Origin of the sequence: Streptomyces fragilis (genome assembly GCF_003112515.1) — a bacterium.
GTDB lineage: Bacteria > Actinomycetota > Actinomycetes > Streptomycetales > Streptomycetaceae > Streptomyces > Streptomyces fragilis.
The window spans coordinates 80,447-102,526 of the sequence record NZ_BEVZ01000008.1 but is presented as its reverse complement, the minus strand read 5'-3'; the positions used below and the strand labels follow the sequence as shown (position 1 = coordinate 102,526).

The window sequence follows — 22,080 nt, the reverse complement described above, 5'->3', positions numbered from 1 at the left end:
TCTCCCGCGTGCTGTTGGTCGACGGCCGAACCGGTGTCCGGAAGTGGCATGGCCGCGGTGATCGCCGCGGCGAGCAACACGAAACACCGTACGTGCGCAACCGACGTGACGAGGAACGGCGAAACGCAACTTCGCCACCCCGCGCCATGCCCATGCTGGTGATGGGCGCACCACGGCCGCGGAGCAGCAGACGCTCGGCTCGTGCTCCCTGCCCGACAAGGGTCGGTGAAGCGCCGCAAGTACGTACGCAGTGCAGTGATCGACACATGGTGTGAAGTGGTCCTCGGTGTTGCCAGCGTGCAACGGAAAGGAACGAGCGCCCATGCGCGAGATCCTCGGAAAGCGACGCAGGCTTCTGTCGCTCCTGTCCGGTCTGCTCCCCGGGAGCGGCCCGGCCTCCCCGGGCCGTCGCCCGGCCGACGGGAGCGTGACCGGCGCCGGCCGGCCGGCCTTCACGGCCGCGACGGCCGAGGCGGCCGCCGGATTCGCCCGCTGGGGGTGGCGGGTTCTCCCCGCCGTGGCGCCCGGTCCGCAGGGGCACGGGGGATGCGCCTGCCCCGACGCGGACTGCGCGTCCCCGGGAGCCCACCCCTTCGACCCCGCCCTGCCGGCGGCGACCCACGACGCGCGGATGGTGCGGTGGTGGTGGGCCAACCGGCCGGCCGCGCCGGTGCTGCTGGCCACGGGGGAGGGCGAGGGACCCAGCGCGGTGAGTCTTCCCGCGGTGGCCGGCGCCCGTGCGGTGGCGGAGCTGGAGCGCGAGGGCGTGCGGCTCGGTCCGGTCGTCGCCTCGCCCACCCGGTGGGCGCTGCTGGTGCGGCCGTACTCGCTGGAGCGGCTGGGCGAGCTCCTCTACGCCCAGGACATGGTGCCCGGTTCGCTGCGGTTCCACGGTCAGGGGGGCTATCTCGTGCTGCCGCCGTCGGTCACCGGCCAGGGGCGCGTCCGCTGGGTGCGTGAGCCGGAACCGGGCGACGCCGCGCCGTGGCTGCCGGACGTGGAGCGGGTGGTCGGCACGGCGGTGACCGCGCTGACCCGGCCCGAAGTCGGCGCGCCGGACGCCTGAGCGCGTCCGCGCGGCCGGTGCCCCCGAGGGGACGCCGAGAGGGGCGCCGAGGGGGCCGCACATGCGAAGACCCGGTTGCTGGCGACGGGGGATGCACCAGCAACCGGGCTACTTGCACGTTAACAAGAGATCGGCCGTTGGCAAATTCGGTCGCGGCCCTTTCGGCCGTCCCCGGATGTGCCCCGGAAGACCCTTGTGACGCGGCCCGAAAACCGTCAGCTCAGCGTCACCTGGCGGTTCGTCAGGCCCCCGCGCGCGCGGCGCTCGTCGGCCGTCAGCGGGGTGTCGTCGGACAGCGCGGCGGCCAGTCGCTCGGCGAACTCGGCGGCCGGCTTCTCGACGTCCTCGGCGGTGACCCCGGTCGGCAGGTCCCACACCGGGACGACCAGGCCGTGGGCGCGGAACGAGCCCACCAGGCGGGTGCCTTCGCCGAGGTCGGTCCGGCGCGCGGCGTGCAGCCGGGCGAGGGCGTCCAGCAGGCGCTCCTCGTCGTGCGGCATGACCCAGCGCAGGTGGTTCTTCTCCGGCGTCTCGCACCAGTAGGCCGCGTCCACGCCCGTCAGCTTGACGGTCGGCACGGCCGCCTCGTTGGCCCGCTCCAGCGAGGCCTTGACGTCGGCGGTGGCGGCGGACGCGTCCGGCACCCAGAACTCGAAGCCGGAGTGCACCACCGGCTCGAACGGGGCGTCCGCGTCCAGCAGGTCCTGCAGGCGCGGGCCGTCGGCCGGCGCGCGGCGGCCGGGCACCGGGTTGCCCGGCTCGGTCTCCAGCGCCTGCGTCAGCACGTCGGCCAGGTCACGGCTGAGGTCGCCGGAGGAGGTGTCGTTCTGCAGGCCGACCAGCACCGAGCCGTCGTCGCGGCGCAGCGCGGGCCACGCCATCGGCAGCACCGTGGCCAGCGTGACCGAGGGGACGCCCTCGGGCAGTCCGCCCTTGAGGGTCAGCTCGACCGTCGCGGCGGGCACCAGCTCGCGCAGCGCGACCCAGTCGCACTCGCCCGGCAGGCCCTCGAACGGACGCTGCACCAGCTCGGTCACCGCCTGCGCGGCGGCCCGGCCGTGGCAGGCCTTGTAGCGGCGGCCACTGCCGCACGGGCAGGGTTCGCGGGCGCCGACGACCGGGAGGTTCCCGTCGTCGACCTGGGATCCGGCCGCGCGCTGCGGGCGCGCGCCCTTCGTCTGACGCTTCTTGGCCATGCGGTGTCTCCCGGGTACGGCTGGGCTGCTCGTGCTTCGGCCGCGAGCCTAGCCGCTCCCCGGCCCGCAACCGCCGCCGACGGCGCGTCACCACGCCCGCCCGGCCCGGCTCTCGGCCGTGCGTGCCATATGCCACTGGTCGACGCGCGTAGCACGTGACCGTGGCGGGACCCCTCATGGCAGACCGTCGAAGGGGTCCGGGAAGACGAGGTCGAGGTCGGCCAGCTGGGCCACCGCCGGCACCCGTGGCGCGGCCACCCGCGCGGCGAAGTCCTCGCGGTGACGCCCGGCGTCCGGGTCGTGCACGTCGCGGTGGACGACCACCCAGACCGTGACCTCGCCGGAGATCCCGTCCCGCACGCCCCAGTCGTCGGCCAGGGAGGTGATGATGTTCAGCCCCCGGCCGCCGTGCGCCGTCACGGACGGCGTCGCCGGGCGGGGGCGGGTCGGGCCGCCGCCGTCGGTGACCTCCACGGTCAGCCGGCCGCCCGGATCGATCCGCCAGGTCACCCGCACCTGCCCGTCCGCGCCGCCGCTCAGCGGCCGCCCGTGCTTGCAGGCGTTGCTCAGCAGTTCCGACAGGATCAGCACCGTGTCGTCGACCACCGGATCGGGCACCCCGCCACGGCGGAGCTCGTCGCGCACCCGATGTCTTGCCCGGCCCACGCCGGCCGGCCCGTGCGGAACGGACATGCTCGACGACGTGGGCACCTCCTGTGCCACCATCAACGCCACCCCCGAGACCTCCTTCGCCCCACGCCAGGGTGTGAATGCCCCCTTGATCTGCGGCGGAAACCGCCGGGACCGCCCGGCGGGACGCATTCACCCCCACCGGCGACACGCCGGATGCGCCGGTGCACTCCCGGAAAGGGCCCGGCAGCGGGGGCGGCGGACCCGTGGCAGGGGGTCAGCGGCCGAGCTGGCGCAGCACCGCGTGCGGCCGGTTGGTGATCACGGCGTCCACCCCGAGTGAGGCGCAGAGCTCCACGTCCGAGGGCTCGTCGACGGTCCAGACGTGCACCCGGTGACCCGCCCGCCGCAGCCGCTCGACGTACGAGGGGTGGGAGCGCACGATGCGGATCGAAGGGCCGGCGATGCCCACGCCGGCCGGCAGCCGCCCGTCACGGAGCCGGGGGGAGACGAACTGCATCAGGTAGACGGTCGGCAGGGCCGGCGAGGCGGCGTGGATCCGGTGCAGCGACCGGGCCGAGAAGCTCATGATCCGGACCCGGGACTCCTCGGGGGTCTCCGGCGCGTCCAGGCCGAAGCGCTTGAGCAGCATCAGCAGCCGTTCCTCGACCTGCCCGGCCCAGCGGGTCGGGTGCTTGGTCTCCACGGCCAGCTCCACGCGCCGCCCGGCGTCGCTGACCAGCTCCAGCAGGCGCTCCAGGGTGAGCACCGAGGTGGCTTCGCGGTCCTCCGGCCGGTGCTCCCACTCGGGGGCCTCCGGGCGGCCGTGCCACTGCTCCGGGTTCTTCCAGGAGCCGAAGTCCAGGGCGGCCAGGTCCGCCAGCTCCAGCGCCGAGACGGCGCCCCGGCCGTTGGAGGTGCGGTTGACGCGGCGGTCGTGGACGCAGACCAGATGGCCGTCGGCGGTGAGACGCACGTCGCACTCGAGCGCGTCCGCTCCGTCCTCGATGGCCTTCCGGTACGCGGCGAGGGTGTGTTCGGGTGCGTCCTCGGAGGCGCCGCGGTGGGCGACGACCTGGATGCGCCGCTGCGTTGCGTTCGTCACCGCGACATGGTGCCACCCCGGGCGGGCGGCCGGGGAGCCGGTGGGGAGACGGTGGCGAGGACGGCCGCGGACCTGGGGACGGAGCGTCCTGGACGGTCATTTGGTGCGCGTGCCGGATCTGGGCGGATTGTCCGTAGTAAACAATGTCCGGGCACGACGGCGTACGGCTTATCGTGCTCTGACGCCCTGTGGGAAAAGCTGATGGACGGATGCCACACATCCCGCCCGTACACCAGCCCGTACACCAGCCTGGATCGAGGAGAAGAGCTGTGAGCAGCGAGAACGAGGGCACTGCGGTTCCGCCGGTTCCGTCCGCCCCGCCGGCGACGGGGGAGACTCCCGCTGCTCCTCCGGCAGCCGCGCCGCCCGTCCCGCCCGTGCCCTCGGCGCCGCCCGCGGCGAGCGCCCCGACCGAGCAGCTGCCGCCGGTGCCGGCCGAGCAGCCGGACCCGGCCGCCGCCTCCGGTTCCGGTTACGCGCAGCCGCAGCCGTCACACGCCCATGCACAGGCCCAGGCCCAGGCCCAGCAGCCGTACGCGGCCGCCGCGCAGTCCGGTGCCCCCGGGGCGGAGCCGGCCGGCGCCTGGCCGCCGCCCGCGGCCCCCGGCGCCCCCGGTGCTCCCGGTGCTCCCGGCGGTTACGGCACCGACGTCTGGGGCGCACCCCTGCAGCAGCCGGCCCCCAAGCCCCGCCGCGGCGGTCGCGGCCTGATCACCGCCGTGATCGTGGCGGCGCTGGTGGCCGGCGGCGTCGGCGGCGGCATCGGCTTCAGCCTCGCCGACTCGTCCGGCCCGGGCAGCTCGACCGTGGTCTCTGCGGGCGGCGGCAGCGTGCAGCGTGCCCCCGACTCGGTGGCCGGCGTGGCCGCCTCCGCGCTGCCCAGCACCGTCACCATCGACGCCCAGAACTCGGGCGGCGAGGGCGGCACCGGCACCGGCTTCGTCTTCGACACCGAGGGCCACATCGTCACCAACAACCACGTCGTGGCCGAGGCCGTCGACAGCGGCAAGGTCACCGCGACCTTCCCGGACGGCAAGAAGTACGACGCCGAGGTGGTCGGCCACGCCCAGGGCTACGACGTCGCGGTCATCAAGCTGAAGAACGCGCCGGACAACCTGAAGCCGCTGCCGCTGGGCGACTCCGAGAAGGTGGCGGTCGGTGACCCGACCATCGCCATCGGCGCCCCGTTCGGCCTGTCCAACACGGTGACGACCGGCATCATCAGCGCCAAGAACCGCCCGGTGGCCTCCAGCGACGGCGGCGCGGGCAGCAAGGCCTCGTACATGAGTGCCCTGCAGACCGACGCCTCCATCAACCCCGGCAACTCCGGTGGCCCGCTGCTGAACGCGGACGGCGCCGTGATCGGCATCAACTCCGCGATCCAGTCCGCCGGCGACGGCTTCGGCTCCGGCCAGGCCGGCTCCATCGGCCTCGGTTTCGCCATCCCGATCAACCAGGCCAAGTTCGTCGCCCAGGAGCTCATCAAGACCGGCAAGCCGGTGTACGCCAAGATCGGCGCCTCGGTCACCATGACGGAGGGCGAGGGCGGCGCCCGCATCATCGGCGACAGCGGCACCGCCGTCGAGCGGGGCGGCCCGGCCGACAAGGCCGGCCTGGAGCCGGGCGACCTGATCACCCGCTTCGACGACAAGGCCATCGACAGCGGCCCGGCCCTGATCGGCGAGATCTGGACCCACAAGCCGGGCGACACGGTGAAGCTCACCTTCGAGCGCGACGGCAAGGAGCGCACGGTCGAACTGACCCTCGGCTCCCGCACCGGCGACAACTGACCTGACAACCCCCCTCACGGACCCGTTACTCTTGTCCCCGCGCCGGGCTCGCCCGACGCGGGGAGGCGTGCCCGAGCGGCCGAAGGGAACGGTCTTGAAAACCGTCGTGGCAGCGATGTCACCGTGGGTTCAAATCCCACCGCCTCCGCGCTGAGAACAGCGGAACGGCCCCTGACCGGGATGTCGGTCGGGGGCCGTTCGCGTGTCCGGCCACCGTGACAGCCTGCTGTCCGGGAGGCCCCCTGCGGCTCTCGTGGGTCGGACGTGCCGTCAGGCGGCGGTCGCCGGGGCGATGTTGTGGTTCGACTGGAAGAAGTTGTACGGGTCGTAGGCGCGCTTGACGTCGGCCAGCCGGTCGTAGTTGCCCCGGTAGGTGGACCGGACGTGGTCGGGACCCGCCGCCTCCCACAGGAAGTTGACGTAGGCGCCGCCCATGGAGTGCGGGTGCAGGTCGCTCCAGTAGTCGACGCACCACTGCCGGATCAGGTCCGCGTTGGCCGGGTCGGGGTCGATGCCGCTGATGACCGCGGACCAGACGGCGTCCCGGTACGCCCAGGCGGTGGCCTCGGAGCCGACCCGGTGCGCCGCTCCGTCCACCGGATACAGGTGCATGGTCGACAGGGCCGTGGGGATGGCACTGCCGTACCTCTCGTGCACCTCGGCCGCCTCGTCGGAGATGGTGTCGAAGAAGTCCCCTCGCCAGTACCACTGGAGGCCTTCGGGAATCAGGGGGTCGAACATGCTCTGCAGGACCGGGTAGGGCATGGGCGCGGCGAAGTGGAAGGCCGGCGGCGCAGGTTCGTCGACCGCCGACCGCAGCTCCTCCAGCGTGTTCCGTTCCAGGTCACCGCTGTAGCACCACACCACCACGGCCATCTTCCGCCCGTGGATCGGTTCCGGGAACGGAGGCACCGGCGGGATGTTCATGACCGCGAAGAAGCCGTTGAGGTCCTCCGGCGCCGACGGCAGGAACTCGCGGTACCACCGCAGGACGTCGGTCGTGCGGTCGATCGGCCACACCGTGATGGCGGTCCCGACCGTGTGCACCGGGTGCAGGCGGAAGGTGAACGAGGTGACGACGCCGAAGTTGCCGCCTCCGCCGCGCAGCGCCCAGAACAGGTCGGGGTGGTTCTCCTCCGTCGCGGTGACGGCCCTGCCGTCGGCCAGGATCACGTCCGCGGCGATCAGGCTGTCGACGGTCAGTCCGTACGCGCGCGTCAGATGTCCGTGCCCGCCGCCCAGGGTGAGACCGCCCAGGCCGGTGCTCGACACGTTCCCGGCCGGGATGCCGAGGCCGAAGGTGTGCGTCGCGTGGTCCAGGTCGCCCAGGAGGCTGCCCCCGCCCGCCTGAGCGATCCTCGCCTCGGCGTCCACGCGCACCCAGCGCATCGGGGTCAGGTCCAGGGTGATCCCGCCGTCGATCACCGAGGCGCCAGGGGCGCTGTGGCCACCGCCGCGTACCGCCAGATCGGTGCCCGTCTCCTGGGCGTAGGCGAGGGTGGCCCGCACATCCGCTGCGTCGACGCAGCGCACGACTGCGGCCGGACGCCGGTCGATCATCCCGTTGTACACGCGGCGGGCCTCGTCGTAGTCCGCGTTGCCAGGCGTGACGGCACGCCCCCGCAGGGCCGTGCGCAGGCCGTCGAGCGCCGTTGCGTCCATTGCGCTCACGATCGAACACTCCTCGGGACAAGGCGGTTCGACGGGAGTCGGCGCACGGTCGTCGGTCTCCGTGGGCACGCGTCCGGGCAACCCGCGGCCCCCTGCCCGTCCTGTCGTTCTCGTCGTTCCGTGCGGCCACGTCCGCGACCGTCTCCCCTGGTGGGAGGCGTCGTGCCAGGCCGGTGCGGGCGTCCCGCCCGACGTGCCCTCCTCTCCAGTGTGACGCAGGTCACTATGCGCGGCGAGTGGTGGAAGGAGTTTTGCCGGAGTGTGTCCGGCGAGGGGGTTTATCGACAAGACGTCACGCTTGCGAGCGAACCGGCGGTGCGGGACGGTTTGCCCGGCGTGGGGTGGGCATGTCTCGGGTCGAGGAACGCAGTAGCGGGACGGTCCGGTCAACCGCCCCGTCCGAAGGGCCGGTTCGCCGGCCCGGAGGGAAACAGCCCTTCTCGTGACTCGGTGTTCGTGTCGGCCCACCCACAAAGGAGGAACCAGATGGCATCCATCCGCACGGCCCGCGCACGCAGCGCGGTGGCGCGCGGCGGCGGTCCCCCGGTGGGCGAGCGGCCCACCCACGGGATCCGGAACTACCAGGGAGGTCTGTGGTGAGCGGACCGCGGCCGCCGGAGCGCTAGGGCCCGGCGGTCGCGGAAGGAGCGTGCTTCATGGGGATGCCCGTGCGCGCGGCGGCGGATCGACGCCGTCGCGCGCACGGGTGCGTTTACGGGGGTTCCGGGGGCTTTCAGGCTTCCCGGGGTCGGGCCGAAGCGTGTCGTCCCCCCCTCCGGAGCCGCTCCCGGGCCGGGCGGGCCGACCCCCGGCCGTTCCCGGGCGGTCCCCGGACCCTGCCCGGGCCCCCGGACCCGTCCGGAGCTGTCCCGGGCTCCCGGGCCCGTCCGGAGCTGACCTGGGCCTCCGGGCCCGCCTGGAGCTGACCTGGGCCTCCGGACCCGCCTGGAGCTGACCTGGGCCTCCGGACCCGCCTGGAGCTGTCCCGGGCCTCCGGACCCGCCTGGAGCTGTCCCGGGCCTCCGGACCCGTCCGGAGCTGTCCCGGGCTCCCGGGCCCGTCCGGAGGTGACCTGGGCTCCCGGGCCCGTCCGGAGCTGACCTGGGCTCCCGGGCCCGTCCGGAGCTGTCTCGGGCCTCCGGGCCCGTCCGAAGCCGACCCGGGCCGCGGGTCGGTCACCCGCTGCGGCGCCGGGGCCCGCGCCGATCCGTCCGGCACCTCGGCCGCCCCCGGGCTCACCCCAGGGGGAAACCCCGAGGTCGCCTCGCTCTCCAGGAGGTGCGGGCACCGCCCCTCTCCGACCTGCGGGGGACCCCGTCCGGTCCCTGCGGCCGATCCGCCCACGCCCCGTCGCTCCTAGCGTGGGAGGCATGACAGCCAGGACGGCACCGCCACCGCCGCGTGCGACCTCCTACGCCTCCTTCGCGTCGTACGTCCAGGCCCGCCGGCCGGTGCTGCTGCGCACCGCCCGGTCGCTGACCAACGACCCCTTGGACGCGGAGGACCTGCTCCAGACCGCCCTCGCCCGCACCTACGTCCACTGGGACCGGATCGCCGACCACGGCGCCCTCGACGGCTACGTCCGCCGTGCCCTGGTGAACACCCGCACCTCCCAGTGGCGTCGCCGCCGCGTCGAGGAGCTCCCCAGCGACACCCTGCCCGAGCCCCGCGAGCACGCCGCCGCGCCGGCCGACCCGGCCGAGCGGCAGGCCACCCGCGACGCCCTGTGGCGCGCGGTGCTGCGTCTCCCCGACCGCCAGCGCGCCATCGTCGTGCTCCGCTACTACGAGGACCTGAGCGAGGCCCGCACCGCCGAACTGCTCGGCGTCTCGGTGGGCACGGTGAAGTCGGCACTGTCCCGCGCCCTGGTCAAGCTGCGCGAAGACCCCGAATTGCCTCTCGCCAGGTAGTGACGGGAGCGCCTCCACCTGTGCAGAATCACCGGAAACTTACCCACGCGTAATGACGCGCGTTCCTCGGGGAGGCACCGGTGCAGAGCACGATGCAGGACGTCGAGCTGACGGTCTCGCGAATCCTGGCCCACGGCACGACCGTCCACGGTCGTTCGGAGGTCATCACCTGGACGGGCGAGGGGGCGCCCGAGCGCCGCACCTTCGCCGAGGTGGGCCGCCGGGCCGCCCAGCTCGCCCACGCCCTGCGCGACGACCTCGGCGTCCGCGGCGACGACCGGGTCGCCACCCTGATGTGGAACAACAGTGCCCACGTCGAGGCCTACTTCGCCATCCCGTCGATGGGCGCGGTGCTGCACACCCTCAACCTGCGCCTGCCCGCCGAGCAGCTGGCCTGGATCGTCAACCACGCCGCCGACAAGGTGGTCCTCGTCAACGGCACCCTGCTGCCGCTGCTCGCCCCGCTGCTGCCGCAGCTGCCCACCGTCGAGCACATCGTGGTGTCCGGCCCCGGCGACCTCTCCCTGCTCGACGGGGCGGGCGCCCAGGTCCACGAGTACGAGGCGCTGCTCGCCGGGAAGCCGGAGAGCTACGACTGGCCGCGGCTGGACGAACGCCAGGCCGCCGCCATGTGCTACACCTCCGGCACCACCGGCGACCCCAAGGGCGTCGTCTACTCCCACCGCTCGATATACCTGCACTCCATGCAGGTCAACATGAGCCAGTCGATGGCGCTGACGGACAGCGACACCTCCCTGGTCGTCGTCCCGCAGTTCCACGTCAACGCCTGGGGCATCCCGCACGCCACCTTCATGACCGGCGTCAACATGCTGATGCCGGACCGCTTCCTGCAGCCCGCCCCGCTCGCCGAGATGATCGAGACGGTCCGCCCCACCCACGCCGCCGCCGTCCCCACCATCTGGCAGGGCCTGCTCGCCGAGCTCAAGGCCAGGCCGCGTGACGTCTCCACGCTCACCCAGGTCACCATCGGCGGCGCCGCCTGCCCGCCCGCGCTGATGAAGTCCTTCGACGAGTTCGGCATGCGGGTCGTCCACGCCTGGGGCATGACCGAGACCTCCCCGCTCGGCACGGTGGCCCGCCCGCCGGCCCACGTGGCGCCGGGCTCCGAGGAGGAGTTCGCCTACCGCACCACCCAGGGCCGCTTCCCCGCCGGCGTCGAGGCCCGCCTGACCGGCCCGAACGGCGAGCGCCTGCCCTGGGACGGCGAGTCGGCCGGCGAGCTGGAGGTGCGCGGCCCGTGGATCGCCGGCGCGTACTACAACGGTCCGGACGGCGCACCGCTGCGGCCGGACGACAAGTTCAGCGAGGACGGCTGGCTGAAGACGGGCGACGTCGGCGTGATCGACCCGGACGGCTTCCTGACCCTGACGGACCGGGCGAAGGACGTCATCAAGTCCGGTGGCGAGTGGATCTCCTCCGTGGAACTGGAGAACGCGCTGATGGGGCACCCGCAGGTCGCCGAGGCCGCCGTGGTGGCGGTGCCGGACGACAAGTGGGGCGAGCGCCCGCTGGCCGCGGTGGTCCTCGAGGAGGGCGCGGAGACCGGGTTCGACGAGCTGCGCGAGTTCCTCGGCGCGGAGGGCGGCATCGCCAAGTGGCAGCTGCCGGAGCGCTGGACGCGGGTCGCGGCGGTGCCCAAGACGAGTGTCGGCAAGTTCGACAAGAAGGTCATCCGCCGGCAGTACGCGGAGGGTGAGCTGGACGTGACCACGATCTGACGCCCGTATCCGGGTGGGGGAGGGGCGCTTCGCGGTGACGCCGCGGGGCGCCCCTCTTCGTGTCGTCGGCCGCCGCGTGCCGTCGGTCGGTGACACGTGGCGGGCGGGGCCGTCAGCGGGCGCGGCCCGTCAGCGGGTGCCGGTCGGTGCGGGCGGGGCCGTCAGTTGGTGCCGATGCGTGCCAGCAGGTCGACCAGGCGGTCCTGCACCTCGTCCTCGGTGGAGCGCTCGGCCAGGAACAGCACCGACTCCCCCGACGCCAGCGCCGGCAACGCGTGCGGTTCCACCGGCGCCGTGTAGACGACCAGCGGGGTGCGGCTGAGGCGGCCGTTGGCGCGCAGCCAGTCGAGGATGCCGGCCCGGCGCCGGTCCATCCGCATCAGGTCCATCACCACCAGGTTGGGCAGCATCTGCGCGGCCACCGCCGCCGCCTGGCCGTCGTCCACGGCCCGCCCGACCTGCATGCCGCGCCGCTCGAGCGAGGCGGTCATCGCCAGGGCGACCTCGTCGCGCCCCTCGATCAGCAGCACCCGGGGCGGGTGCTGGTCGCTGTCCCTGGGGGCCAGCGCCTTGAAGAGCACGGCCGGGTCGGCGCCGTACGCCTCCTCACGGAGCGCGTGCGCCAGCCCCGCGGTCACCATGACCGGGACCTCGGCGGCGACCGCGGCCTCGCGCAGCGACTGCAGGGCGGTCCGGGTGATCGGGCCGGTCAGCGGGTCGACGAAGAGCGCGGCGGGGAACGCGGCGATCTGCGCGTCCACCTCCTCGCGGGAGTTGACCACCACCGGCCGGTAGCCGCGGTCGCTGAGCGCCTGCCGGGTGGTCGGGTCCGGGGCGGGCCAGACCAGCAGGCGGCGCGGGTTGTCCAGGGGCTCCGGCGGCAGCTCGTCGTCCATCGGACGCGGCTGCGGCTGGTCCGAGACCTCGACCGCCCCGCCCGGACCGTCCAGCGGCTCGGGACCCTCGGCGGCGTCGGCGTCCGGCGCGCCGATGGCGTAGGACCGGCCCACGCTGGTGTCGGACACCGCGCCCGGCCGGGGAGCCGGGGCCGCGGGCCGGGGCAGTCCGGCGGACGGCACCGGGGGCAGCGCCGGGACGCCGCCCGCGGTGGCGCCGGGGGTCGGCGTAGGCGTGCCCGGGGCCGGCGTCGCGGTGGGCTCGGCCTCGGCGGCACGGTTGCCCAGCTTGCGTCGACGGCCGTTCGAGCCCGGGTTGACCGGCGGCGGGGTCTGCTGGCCCTGCCCCGGACGGCGGGCGAACGGGACGCCCTGCCCGAGGGTGCGCACGCTGAAGGCGCGGCCCTGCGTGCTGTTGGTGCTGTCGCCCGGGGGCTCCACGGCGGGTGCCGCGGGCGCGGCGGGCGTCGGCGTCGTGGGCTGGGCCGGAGCCGGAGCCGGGGCTGGGGGCTGGGGTTGGGCCTGCGGCTGCGCCGGGGCCGGCGGCGGCGTGGCCGTCGACTCGGCGGGCAGCGGCTGGGCCAGCCGGGGCTGCGGCGGGGGCACCGGCTGTGAAGCCGGGGGCTGCACCTGGGGCTGCGACTGAGGCCGCGACTGGGGCTGCGCCTGTCCCGGGGCCTGTCCCGGGGCCTGTGCCGGGGTCTGTGCCTGCGGCATCGCGGGGCCGGTCCCCGGCGCGGGGGTGGGCGGTACGGGGACGGCCGTGCCTTGCGGGGCCACCGGGGTCACACCCGGTGCGGGCTGGGCCTCGGCGGCCGCAGCGGACTGCTGCTGGGCCGGGGCGGCCTGGGGGGCCTGCGGCGCGGGGGCGCCGGGAACCGCGGCACCGGGCCAGACCGGGGCGGGGCCGGGCACCTGGGCCATTTCCGCGCCGGCCGGCGCCTGCGAGGCCACCGGCTGGGGGACGTTCTGCGGACCGCCCTGCGGCGGGACCGTGGCCATCGGCGCGGGAACCGGCTGTACGGCGATCGGCTGCTGGGCCGGCACGGTGACCGGCTGTCCGGGCACGGGCGGCTGTGCGGCGGCGGGCTGCGCGGCCGCCGCGGCAGGGGCGGTCCCCTGCGCGGGCACCGGCGCGCCCTGCTGCCCGGCCGCCGGAAGCCCCGGGGGCACCGGCTGCGGCGCGCCACCCGGCTGGGGCACGGGCTGCCCGGGCACCGGCTGGGGCACGACACCGGGCTGCCCGACGGCACCGGGCTGGGGTGCGGCACCCGGCAGAGGCACCGGCTGCATCCCGGGCGGGGGCACCGGCTGCCCCCCGGGCGGCGGAACGGGCTGCGTCCCCGGCTGGACAGGCTGAGCGGGCTGAGCGGGCTGGGGACCCCCCTGCGGCACCTGAGGCACCACCGGGGGAACCACCTGCGGCCCCGGCTGAGGAACGGCCTGCAGTCCCGGTGGCGCAACGGCCTGCAGCCCCGGCTGCACGACCTCCTGCGCCGCACCGGCACCGACCGCCCCCACACCGGCCGCACCGGCCACGGCCGCACCGCCCGCACCGGCCGCACCGGCCAGGTCGGACCCCGCACCATCGGTGGCGCGGTCCGCGTCGGCCGGCGGCAGCGCGAACGGCGAGCGCGGCGCGGCCTCCTGGGCCGCGGCCCTCGCCTCGGCGGCGGCCATCGCACGACGCCGCCGCCCGGACGGCTGCGCGGCCTGCGCCTGGGCGTCCTGGCCGGCGTCGGCCCCCGCCGCCGGCAGCGCGGCGGGCAAGGCCGGCGCGCCCTGCGCCTCGGGTGCGCGGCCGCCCGCGGGCACCGGCACGCCCTGCGGCGGCACCGTCCCGCCGAGTCCCACGGCGCTTGCCGCGGCGCCCGCCGCGTGCTCGGCGGCCGTCACGATCGCGCCGGTCGGCAGCGACTGCGCGGTGGTGCCGGGCTGCCCGGTGCGCTCCACGGCCGCGCCGTTCCCCTCCGGGCTCGGCCGCCCGCGTCGCCGACGACCCGTGCCGGCCGCCGCCGGGGCCGCCGCACCGGGCTCCTGGGCACCCGCCGGCTGCTGCGCCGGAAGCGCGACGTCCGCCGAGTCCTCCGCCGCGGCGGCACGTCGGCGCCGCCGCCCGGTCGGCACGGCGCCGGGAGCCTGCTCGGCACCGGACGCCGGGGCAGCCGGGGACGCCGAAACCGCGGGGGCCGGGGACGCCGAAGCCGCGGGGACCGCCGCATCCGCCGCAGAACCCGCCGCCGGGTCCGCGGTCGCGTCCGGCCGCGAGGTGTCGTCGAGGAAGGCGTCCACCGAGGAACGCCGCGCACGCCGCCGCCCGGTACCGCCGCCCGGCGCCGCCTCGGGAGCCGGCGCCGCCTCCGGAGCCGCGACCGCCGGGGCGGGGGCCGGGACCTCGACGACGCCCGCGCCGGTCCCCAGCGGCACCTCCAGCACGAAGGCGCTGCCGCTCATCCCCGGTACCTCGTGCGTCTGCAGCACGCCGCCGTGGGCGCGGACGATGCCCTGCACGATCGGGCCGTGGACCGGGTCGCCGCCGGAGTAGGGGCCGCGCACCTCGATGCGCACCACCTCGCCGCGCTGGGCGGCGGCCACGACCACCGTGTTGTCCATGTAACCGCCCGTGGACACGGGCGCGTTGCCGGTCGCGTCCACCCCGGCGACGTCCGCCACCAGGTGTGCCAGCGCGGTGGCCAGGCGCTGCGGGTCGACCTCCGCCTCGATGGGCGGCGCGTGCACGGCGAACTGCACCCGGCCGGGGCCGATCAGCTCCACCGCACCGTCGACGCCCGCCGCGACGACCGCGTCCAGCATCACCTTGGCGCGGTGCAGTTCGTCGCCGCCCGCGGCCAGGGACTGGTAGCCGAGCACGTTGTCGATCAGCTGGGTGATCCGGGAGTAGCCCGCCGACAGGTGGTGCAGCACCTGGTTGGCCTCCGGCCACAGCTGGCCGGCGTCGTCCGCCGCGAGGACGGACAGCTCGCGGCGCAGCTCGTCCAGCGGGCCGCGCAGCGATCCGCCCAGCAGCCCCAGCAGCTGCTCGTGGCGGGCGGCCAGCTCGTCGAAGCGGTCCTTCTCCCGCTCGGCGAGCGAGGCGTAGCGCTCCTCGGCGTCGGCCGTGGCCTCCTCGAGCCGCTCGGTGAGCTCGCGGACCTTCTCGGCGCCGGTCGCGGTGAGCTCGCGGACCTCCTCCGCGTGGGCCTCGGTGAGCTTGCGGATCTCCTCGGCGTGCGACTCGGTGAGCTCCTCGACCTCGCCGACGTGCTGCTGGCGCAGCGAGGTCAGCTCGGAGGCGTGCTCCTCGGAGAGCTTCTCCAGCTCCTCCTCGTGCCGCTTCTCGGCGTCCTCGCGCTCCTTGACCAGGTTGTCGAAGGGCCGCCGGTCGGTGAACGTCATCACCGCGCCGACCAGTTGGTCGCCGTCGCGCACCGGGGCCGTGGTCAGGTCGACCGGCACCTTGTCGCCGCCACGGGACCACAGCACCTGCCCGCGCACCCGGTGCTTGCGCCCGGAGCGCAGGGTGTCGGCGAGCGGGGACTCCTCGTACGGGAAGGGGGTGCCGTCGGGGCGCGAGTGGAGGATCAGCTCGTGCAGCTCACGGCCGCCGAGGTCGCTCGCCCGGTAACCCAGGATCTGCGCGGCCGCCGGGTTCACCAGCACGACGCGGCCGTCGGTGTCGGTGCCGACCACGCCCTCCGCGGCGGCCCGCAGGATCATCTCGGTCTGCCGCTGCGAGCGGGCGAGTTCGGCCTCGGTGTCGACGGTGCCGGTGAGGTCGCGGACGACCAGCATCAGCAGCTCGTCGCCGGTGTACGCGGGGGTGTGGCCGTCGTGGGCCTGGCCGCCGTTCTCCAGGCCGGCGCTGGTGACCTCGACCGGGAACTCGCTGCCGTCGGTGCGGCGGGCGATCATCCGGGTGGGCTTCGTCCGGGTCCCGGGCTGGAGGGAGTCGCCCGGCCGTCGCATCGACCCGGGGATCAGCCGGGAGTCGAACTCCGGGAGCAGGTCGAGCAGTCCGCGGCCCACCAGGGCGGTGCCGGGCGTCTCGAAGGCGTCCAGGGCGATGGTGTTGGCGTTGACGACGGTGCCGTTGGCATTGACCAGGACCAGCGCGTCGGGCAGCGCGTCCAGTATGGCTGCGAGGCGAGCAGCGCCTCGGGATGGCCTGCTGCTCACGAGACGCATTCCTCCCTGTTACCGCACCGTGCTGACCGTGTGGGCCATCTTGCCAACCGGCCCGGCACGTGTCACGGGCAGAGTCTACGGGCACCGGGCGCCCCGGCGGCCCAGGATGAGAGGGACGTCGCACGAGAGGTTGACGCGAGGTGCGGGGGAGATGTGGAGCCCGACCCTCCTCTTCCTGGGCCTTCCGGGAGCTTCCGTGGAGCCCTCGTGGTTACCGTGCGGCCCGGATCTCGGGGAGGACCGGCACCATCGCGTCCCAGCGCGCGGTGCGGCAGCCGTCGTGCCGGTCGTACGCCGCGTTCACCCGGCGTCCGTCCCACCATCCGGTGATCCGCGCGGTGGCCGGGCCGCCGTCCATCATCGTGCAGAACGCCTGCGGTGCGGACGGGGCGAACGGGTCCCGGGGGCCGGCCGGACCCTCGGGCCCCGCGCCGTGGACGGGCCCGGTGAAGCCGCCGGGACCCGCGGGCGCCGGACGGGTGGGGCGGGTCAGCTGGTCGAGCCGGGCGCAGGCGGCCGCCGCGTCCGGGTGGTCGCCGCCACGGGGGTGGCAGTCGAGCCGGTACCTGCCGTCCAGGCCCTTCCCCGCGTGCTGGACGGTGACGGTCAGCCGGTCCCGCAGTTCGTGGTCCCCGAGCGGCGAACCGACGGCCGGGGCCGGGGCGGCGGCGAGAGCCGCGAGGGCGGCGACGGTGACGGCGGCCAGGGGCGGCCGGGCGGCGGCGCGAGCGGGTCGAGTGGAGTGGGCGGATCGAGTGGAGGGGGCGGGGTGGGCGGAGTGAGCGGTGGAGTGCGACATGCCCTGCTCAACGCGGGAGGACCCCTCCCGGTAGCGGTCCGGTGCCCCGGTCCGGAGCCCGCCCGGGGCCGAATCCTCCGGCGCGCCGAAAGCCCTTTGCCCTGCGGGCCACGCGCCTAGTACCGTGGGGGCCAATTGGTGACCGGGCGCTCGTCTGTGTCATCATCTGCACACACCACTCGCGCTTGCGCGAGAGCTGTGCTGGAGGCGTCGCCTAGTCCGGTCTATGGCGCCGCACTGCTAATGCGGTTTGGGCTTTACGGTCCATCGAGGGTTCAAATCCCTCCGCCTCCGCATCTCTCGGGCCCCTGTTCCTCGAACAGGGGCCCGAGGTGTTTCCGCGGCTCCGTCTCCGCGCCCGCAGGGGAGGCACGCGTCCTCGACGCGCCTGCGCTGCCCCTTTCGGTCCGTCCGGGCCGCGCTCTGTCCGGCCGCACCCCTTGACGAGCGGCCCGACCCTCGGTGCGAAGGGCGGACCCGGGCGCACGCGTTTCGACGTTTCCGCAGGTCAGACAGGGTGTGCCGAATGGATTTCACATGTCGGCGGCAGTCATGTAATGTTCTTCCTGTCGCCGGGACGGGCCGAAAGGAACCGAAACGGAGACAACAACAAAACAAGCACTCGTAGCTTAACGGATAGAGCATCTGACTACGGATCAGAAGGTTGCAGGTTCGAATCCTGCCGAGTGCACACAGGTGAGAGGCCCCGGGAGATGATCCCGGGGCCTCTTGCGTTGCCTGTACAGCAGCGAAGTACAGCAACCGCGTCAGCCGGGGCGGGCGTGCGGCACCGGTGAACGGGGAGGTCGCGGGTGGGCTGTCACCGGGAGCAGGACGGCTCGGGGTTCCAGTCCGGGTCGTCGCAGCCGGAGGACGACCACCTGCCGTCGGACCACGGGTCGTCGGTGCTGTCGGTGTAGATCTCCAGCGCGCCGTGCGGCGTGACGCGGTAGTACTCGCGGACCGGGTCGCCCTCGACGGTGAGGGCGGTGACCTTCAGTTCGGCGCCCTCGTCGCGGTCGTGTGCGCGGCGCAGGCAGCCGATCTCCCGCTTCGCCCGGCTCCCGAGTTCCTGGCCCTGCGCCAAGGTGACGTCACCGCAGCTCCGGTACGGGTCCCGCGCCTCGAAGCGGGCCTTCTGCGGGTCGTGCGTGACGACCAGGAGCGCGGCGCAGACCAGGCAGAGCAACGTCCCCACGGTGGTCCAGCCGATCGCCGCCCGGCGGACCCGGCGCGCGGCGGTCGGGGTGTCGCCGAGAGGGTGCCGCCGGCGGAGGCGGGCCCGTGCGCGGGCGGAGCCCCGACGGGTGAAGAGGCGGACGCCGAGGACGGTCGCGGCCAGCCCCGCAGCCAGGACGCACAGGACGACGGTGACCGACGGTGCCGAGACGCTGATCATCGGCTGATCGTCCTGGCTCCGGGCAGGCGGGTCAACGGGTTCGGCGAAGTCGGGCCGGAGGAGGACGACGGCCGGGCCATAGTGGGGGACGGGGTACCGCCGCAGGGGCCCCGGACAGGTTCACCGCACAGGGAGCTGACGTCATGACGCAAACGCGCACCGTGGCCGTGCTGGGCACCGGGATCATGGGGGCCGCGATGGCCCGCAACATCGCCCGGGCCGGGCACGTCCTGCGGGTGTGGAACCGCAGCCGGGAGAAGGCGGAGCCGCTGGCCGCGGACGGGGCGCACGTCGCCGGGACGCCGGCCGAGGCCGTCGAGGGCGCGGACGTGGTCGTCACCATGCTGTACGACGGCGCCGCCGCGCTGGAGGTGATGCGGCAGGCGGCCCCCGGCCTGCGGGCCGGCGCCGCGTGGGTGCAGGCCACCACCGCCGGGCTGGAGGCGCTTCCGGAGCTGGCGGAGTTCGCCGGGAAGCACGGCCTGGTGTTCTTCGACGCGCCGGTGCTCGGCACCCGGCAGCCCGCCGAGGAGGGTGCGTTGACGGTGATCGCCGCCGGTCCGGTCGCGGAGCGGGAGCGGGTGACGCCCGTGTTCGACGCCGTCGGTGTGCGCACGGTGTGGGCCGGGGAGGACGGCGCGCAGGGCGGTGCGACGCGGCTGAAGCTGGTGGCCAACAGCTGGGTGCTGGCGGTGACCGGTGCGGCCGGCGAGGCGCTGGCCCTGGCCAAGGGGCTGGGAGTCGGTCCGGAGACGTTCCTGGACCTCATCGCGGGTGGCCCGCTCGACATGGCCTACCTGCGGCTCAAGGCCGGAATGATCATGGAGGACCGGCTGACTCCGGCCTCCTTCGCGGCGGAGACCGCGGCCAAGGACGCGCGGCTGATCGTGGAGGCGGGGGAGCGGCACGGCGTGCGGCTGGACGTCGCCGGAGCGAGCGCCGAGCGGTTCCGCCGCGTCGTCGAGCAGGGGCGCGGGCGGCAGGACATGGCCGCCGCGTACTGGGCCAGCTTCGACGCGAACGGGGCCGGGCCCGGCGTCGAGGACGGGCACGGGGCAGAGGACGGGGGCGGACCGTCCGACGGCGGAGCGTCCGGGCGCGCGCAGGGGCACGAGGGGCAGGCGTCCTGACCGCGCGGGGCTGGCGGAGCGAAGGGCTGCGCTGGACGGCGGAGGGCCCGTTGCTGCGGTGGAAGGGCGGCCGGGAGAGCGCGCTCCCGCCGGGGAAGCGGGTGGTCCTCGCGGTGCCGGGCGACGCGGTCCGCCGCTGTGTCGGCGCCCGCGGCAACGCCTGCCCGGTGGCGGCGGAGGTGCCCGGCCGGTCGGGGTCGGCGCGCTGCGAGGAGTGCGCGCGGCTGGAGCGGGCCCATTCGGTGGCCGCGGACACCCGGGCCGACGACCCGCAGCCGTACCACGTCTACCTGGCCTGGTTCGGTCCCGGCATGACCAAGGTGGGCATCACCGCCCTGCGGCGCGGGTCCGGCCGGCTGCTGGAACAGGGGGCGGTGACGTTCACCTGGCTGGGGCGCGGGCCGCTGATGGCGGCGCGCAGGACGGAGGAACTGCTGCGGGCGGCGCTGCGGGTGCCGGACCGGATCCCGTACGACGCCAAGCGGGCGGTGCGGGCGGCGCTGCCGTCGGCGCCCGGCGAACGGGCGGCGGAGGTCGCCGCGTTGCACGCGCGGGCGTCGGAGCTGCCGGGGTGGCCGGAGGCGCTGGAGCGGGAGCCGCTGGAGGTGGTGGACCACGCGGCGGTGTTCGGGCTCGAGGGACTGCCGCCGGCGGCCGGGACGGTGCGCGAACTGGTGCCCGGCGGTGCGGTGGAGGGGACGCTGCTGGCGGCCGCCGGGCCGGACCTGCACCTGCGGACCGGTCGGGGCGTGGTGGTGCTGGACACCCGGCTGCTGCCGGGCTGGCCGCTCACCGCCGCCCCGGAGGACGGCGCGGGGCTCCCCCTCCCGCTGAAGCCCCCGCCCCAGGCCCCGGCCCAACCCCAGCCGGGCCTGTTCTGAACCGCCGGGGGATCCGCCCGCCCCAGGCCCCGGCCCAACCCCAGCCGGGCCTGTTCTGAACCGCGGGGGATCCGCCTGCCCCAGGCCGCGGCCCCGGCCCAGCCGGGCTTGTTCTGAACCGCCGGTGACCCGTCTGTCGGTGGCCGGGTGCCGACCGCAGGTGACCCGGTGTCGGCGCCGCCGGGCACCAGGTGGGCCACCCGCCCCGGCGGACGGGTCAGTCCTGCTCCGCCAGGCGGGCCGGGAAGCCGCCGGTGGCGACCGGTCCCCAGGACACCGGGGTGACCCGGATGATCGACTTCCCCTGCTTCAGCATCGCCGCCCGGTACTCGTCCCAGTCCGGGTGCTCCCCCGCGATGTTCCGGTAGTACTCCACCAGCGGCTCCACCGAGTCCGGCGCGTCGATCACCTCCGCGGTGCCGTCGACCTGTACCCACGGGCCGTTCCAGTCGTCGCTGAGGACGAGGACGGAGACCCGCTCGTCGCGCTTGGCGTTGCGGGTCTTGGCCCGCTCCGGGTAGGTCGAGATCACGATGCGCCCGGAGTCGTCGACCCCGCAGGTCAGCGGCGAGCCCTGCGGGCCGCCGTCGCCGCGGCGGGTGAGCAGGATCGCGCGGTGGCGGGGACGGACGAAGTCCAGCAGCTCCTCGAGGGAGACGGCGGTGTTGGTCGCGATGTTCTTCGGTGCCATGTCCCGCAGCCTAGGGGCCGCGCGCGCCGTCCGCCCCGCACGCCCCGCCCGTCCCGCACGCATCGCCCGTGCCCGGAGGGGGCGTCAGGCGGCAGGCAACTCCGTGCCCCGCACCGCCTGGACGTCCAGCTCCACCCGCAGCGTGGTGCCGATGGCGGCGATGCCGGCCTGGACGATCTGGTTGTAGTTCATCGCGAAGTCCTCCCGCCGGAGCTCGGCGGTGGCCCGGAAGGCGGCGCGGGTGCCGCCCCACGGGTCGGCGCCGGTGCCGAGGTGGCTGAGGGACAGGTCGACCGGGCGGACCAGGCCGCGCATGGTCAGCTCCCCGTGCACCGTCCAGCGGTCGGCGCCTGCCGGGGTCAGACCGTGGGACCGGTAGGTGATCTCCGGGTACTTCTCGACGAAGAGGAAGTCCTCGGAACGCAGGTGCTCGTCGCGCACGCGGTTGCCGGTGTCGATCGAGGCGGCGGCGATCACGGCGTCCACCCGCGAGCGGGCGACGTCGCCGGCCGCGATCTCCACGGTGCCGGCGAACTCGGTGAACCGGCCGCGCACGCTGGAGATGCCCAGGTGCTGGGCGACCGCGCCGACCGTGGAGTGCGCCGGGTCGACGGTCCAGGGGCCGGGCGGCAGAAGCTCCTCCCCGCCCTGCCGGGCCAGGGTGACGGTGCCGACCTCGGCGTGCCCGGAGGCGGTGACGATGGCACTGGCGGCCACCGGGGCGTAGCCGACGGCGGTGACGATCACCGTGTAGGAGCCCGGTGCCAGGGCGGAGCCGTCCCGTACCACGCCCTCGGTGTCGGCCTCGGCGCGCAGCGTCTGGGCGCCGTGGGCGTCGGTCAGCGTGACGACCGCGTGCGACACGGCCCATCCGTCCCGCGTACGGACTCGTGCGGTCAAAGCCATCCCGTCATCTCCCTGTAAACGCTTACAAATTGGCCATGAAGAGGCATACGGAGGAAAAGAGGGCCGGCCGGTGGCGGAGCTCCCTC

Annotated in this window: 15 protein-coding genes and 3 tRNA genes; 9 read left to right on the top strand and 9 right to left on the bottom strand. The window is 75.0% G+C overall.

Going from position 1 to position 22,080, the window contains the following annotated elements; translation table 11 throughout:
• Positions 1–322: 322 nt before the first annotated feature.
• Positions 323–1,066 (top strand): bifunctional DNA primase/polymerase, encoded by a 744-nt coding sequence (locus Sfr03f_RS25025; RefSeq protein ID WP_108956352.1) that lies wholly within the window; start codon positions 323–325, stop codon positions 1,064–1,066.
• 215 nt (positions 1,067–1,281) lie between these two features.
• On the opposite strand, the gene Sfr03f_RS25020 is transcribed toward Sfr03f_RS25025, so the two are convergent.
• The 3 genes from Sfr03f_RS25020 to Sfr03f_RS25010 all read right to left on the bottom strand — a co-directional run bounded on the left by Sfr03f_RS25020 (position 1,282) and on the right by Sfr03f_RS25010 (position 3,997).
• Positions 1,282–2,262: a DUF5926 family protein gene (locus Sfr03f_RS25020; RefSeq protein ID WP_108956350.1), complete on the bottom strand. Its 981-nt coding sequence runs from the start codon at positions 2,260–2,262 to the stop codon at positions 1,282–1,284.
• 174 nt (positions 2,263–2,436) lie between these two features.
• Positions 2,437–3,084, bottom strand: coding sequence for an ATP-binding protein (locus Sfr03f_RS25015; RefSeq protein ID WP_108956348.1), 648 nt, complete (start codon positions 3,082–3,084; stop codon positions 2,437–2,439).
• Between the two features lie 85 nt (positions 3,085–3,169).
• Positions 3,170–3,997 carry a glycerophosphodiester phosphodiesterase gene (locus tag Sfr03f_RS25010; protein WP_108956347.1) on the bottom strand — a complete coding sequence of 276 codons (828 nt, stop codon included), beginning with the start codon at positions 3,995–3,997 and terminating at the stop codon, positions 3,170–3,172.
• A 269-nt stretch (positions 3,998–4,266) separates the two neighbouring features.
• On the opposite strand from Sfr03f_RS25010, the gene Sfr03f_RS25005 reads away from it, so the two are divergent.
• Both Sfr03f_RS25005 and Sfr03f_RS25000 read left to right on the top strand, forming a co-directional pair.
• Positions 4,267–5,787: a S1C family serine protease gene (locus tag Sfr03f_RS25005; RefSeq protein ID WP_108956345.1), complete on the top strand. Its 1,521-nt coding sequence runs from the start codon at positions 4,267–4,269 to the stop codon at positions 5,785–5,787.
• Positions 5,788–5,848: 61 nt separating this feature from the next.
• A tRNA-Ser gene (locus tag Sfr03f_RS25000) sits at positions 5,849–5,935 on the top strand.
• Between the two features lie 122 nt (positions 5,936–6,057).
• On the opposite strand, the gene Sfr03f_RS24995 is transcribed toward Sfr03f_RS25000, so the two are convergent.
• Complete coding sequence (locus Sfr03f_RS24995; protein WP_108956343.1) at positions 6,058–7,449, bottom strand: FAD-binding oxidoreductase; 1,392 nt, start codon at positions 7,447–7,449, stop codon at positions 6,058–6,060.
• A gap of 1,379 nt (positions 7,450–8,828) precedes the next feature.
• Here Sfr03f_RS24995 and Sfr03f_RS24990 point away from each other — a divergent pair.
• Both Sfr03f_RS24990 and Sfr03f_RS24985 read left to right on the top strand, forming a co-directional pair.
• Positions 8,829–9,368, top strand: a complete 540-nt coding sequence (locus tag Sfr03f_RS24990; RefSeq protein ID WP_108956341.1) for a SigE family RNA polymerase sigma factor — start codon at positions 8,829–8,831, stop codon at positions 9,366–9,368.
• 80 nt (positions 9,369–9,448) lie between these two features.
• Positions 9,449–11,107: a long-chain fatty acid--CoA ligase gene (locus Sfr03f_RS24985; protein ID WP_108956339.1), complete on the top strand. Its 1,659-nt coding sequence runs from the start codon at positions 9,449–9,451 to the stop codon at positions 11,105–11,107.
• A gap of 161 nt (positions 11,108–11,268) precedes the next feature.
• Here Sfr03f_RS24985 and Sfr03f_RS24980 read toward each other — a convergent pair whose 3' ends face one another.
• Entirely contained in the window at positions 11,269–16,179 is a 4,911-nt protein-coding gene (locus tag Sfr03f_RS24980; protein WP_245967743.1) for a hybrid sensor histidine kinase/response regulator, read from the bottom strand.
• Between the two features lie 220 nt (positions 16,180–16,399).
• Positions 16,400–16,987, bottom strand: a complete 588-nt coding sequence (locus Sfr03f_RS24975) for a subtilase-type protease inhibitor (protein ID WP_170145152.1) — start codon at positions 16,985–16,987, stop codon at positions 16,400–16,402.
• A gap of 203 nt (positions 16,988–17,190) precedes the next feature.
• Between Sfr03f_RS24975 and Sfr03f_RS24970 the strand changes: the two genes are divergently transcribed.
• Together Sfr03f_RS24970 and Sfr03f_RS24965 are read left to right on the top strand one after the other, a co-directional pair.
• Positions 17,191–17,281: transfer RNA gene (locus Sfr03f_RS24970), tRNA-Ser, on the top strand.
• A gap of 324 nt (positions 17,282–17,605) precedes the next feature.
• A tRNA-Arg gene (locus Sfr03f_RS24965) sits at positions 17,606–17,678 on the top strand.
• 129 nt (positions 17,679–17,807) lie between these two features.
• Here the strand turns inward: Sfr03f_RS24965 and Sfr03f_RS24960 are convergent.
• Positions 17,808–18,386: a hypothetical protein gene (locus Sfr03f_RS24960; protein WP_108956336.1), complete on the bottom strand. Its 579-nt coding sequence runs from the start codon at positions 18,384–18,386 to the stop codon at positions 17,808–17,810.
• Between the two features lie 143 nt (positions 18,387–18,529).
• Between Sfr03f_RS24960 and Sfr03f_RS24955 the strand changes: the two genes are divergently transcribed.
• On the top strand, positions 18,530–19,516 hold the full coding sequence (locus Sfr03f_RS24955; protein ID WP_108956334.1) for an NAD(P)-dependent oxidoreductase: 987 nt from the start codon (positions 18,530–18,532) through the stop codon (positions 19,514–19,516).
• Between the two features lie 50 nt (positions 19,517–19,566).
• On the top strand, positions 19,567–20,397 hold the full coding sequence (locus Sfr03f_RS24950) for a DUF2797 domain-containing protein (protein WP_245967742.1): 831 nt from the start codon (positions 19,567–19,569) through the stop codon (positions 20,395–20,397).
• A gap of 217 nt (positions 20,398–20,614) precedes the next feature.
• Here the strand turns inward: Sfr03f_RS24950 and Sfr03f_RS24945 are convergent, their stop codons facing one another.
• Both Sfr03f_RS24945 and Sfr03f_RS24940 read right to left on the bottom strand, forming a co-directional pair.
• Positions 20,615–21,088, bottom strand: coding sequence for a PPOX class F420-dependent oxidoreductase (locus Sfr03f_RS24945; protein WP_108956332.1), 474 nt, complete (start codon positions 21,086–21,088; stop codon positions 20,615–20,617).
• Between the two features lie 84 nt (positions 21,089–21,172).
• Positions 21,173–21,994 carry a YceI family protein gene (locus tag Sfr03f_RS24940; protein ID WP_108956330.1) on the bottom strand — a complete coding sequence of 274 codons (822 nt, stop codon included), beginning with the start codon at positions 21,992–21,994 and terminating at the stop codon, positions 21,173–21,175.
• Between the last annotated feature and the right edge of the window lie 86 nt (positions 21,995–22,080).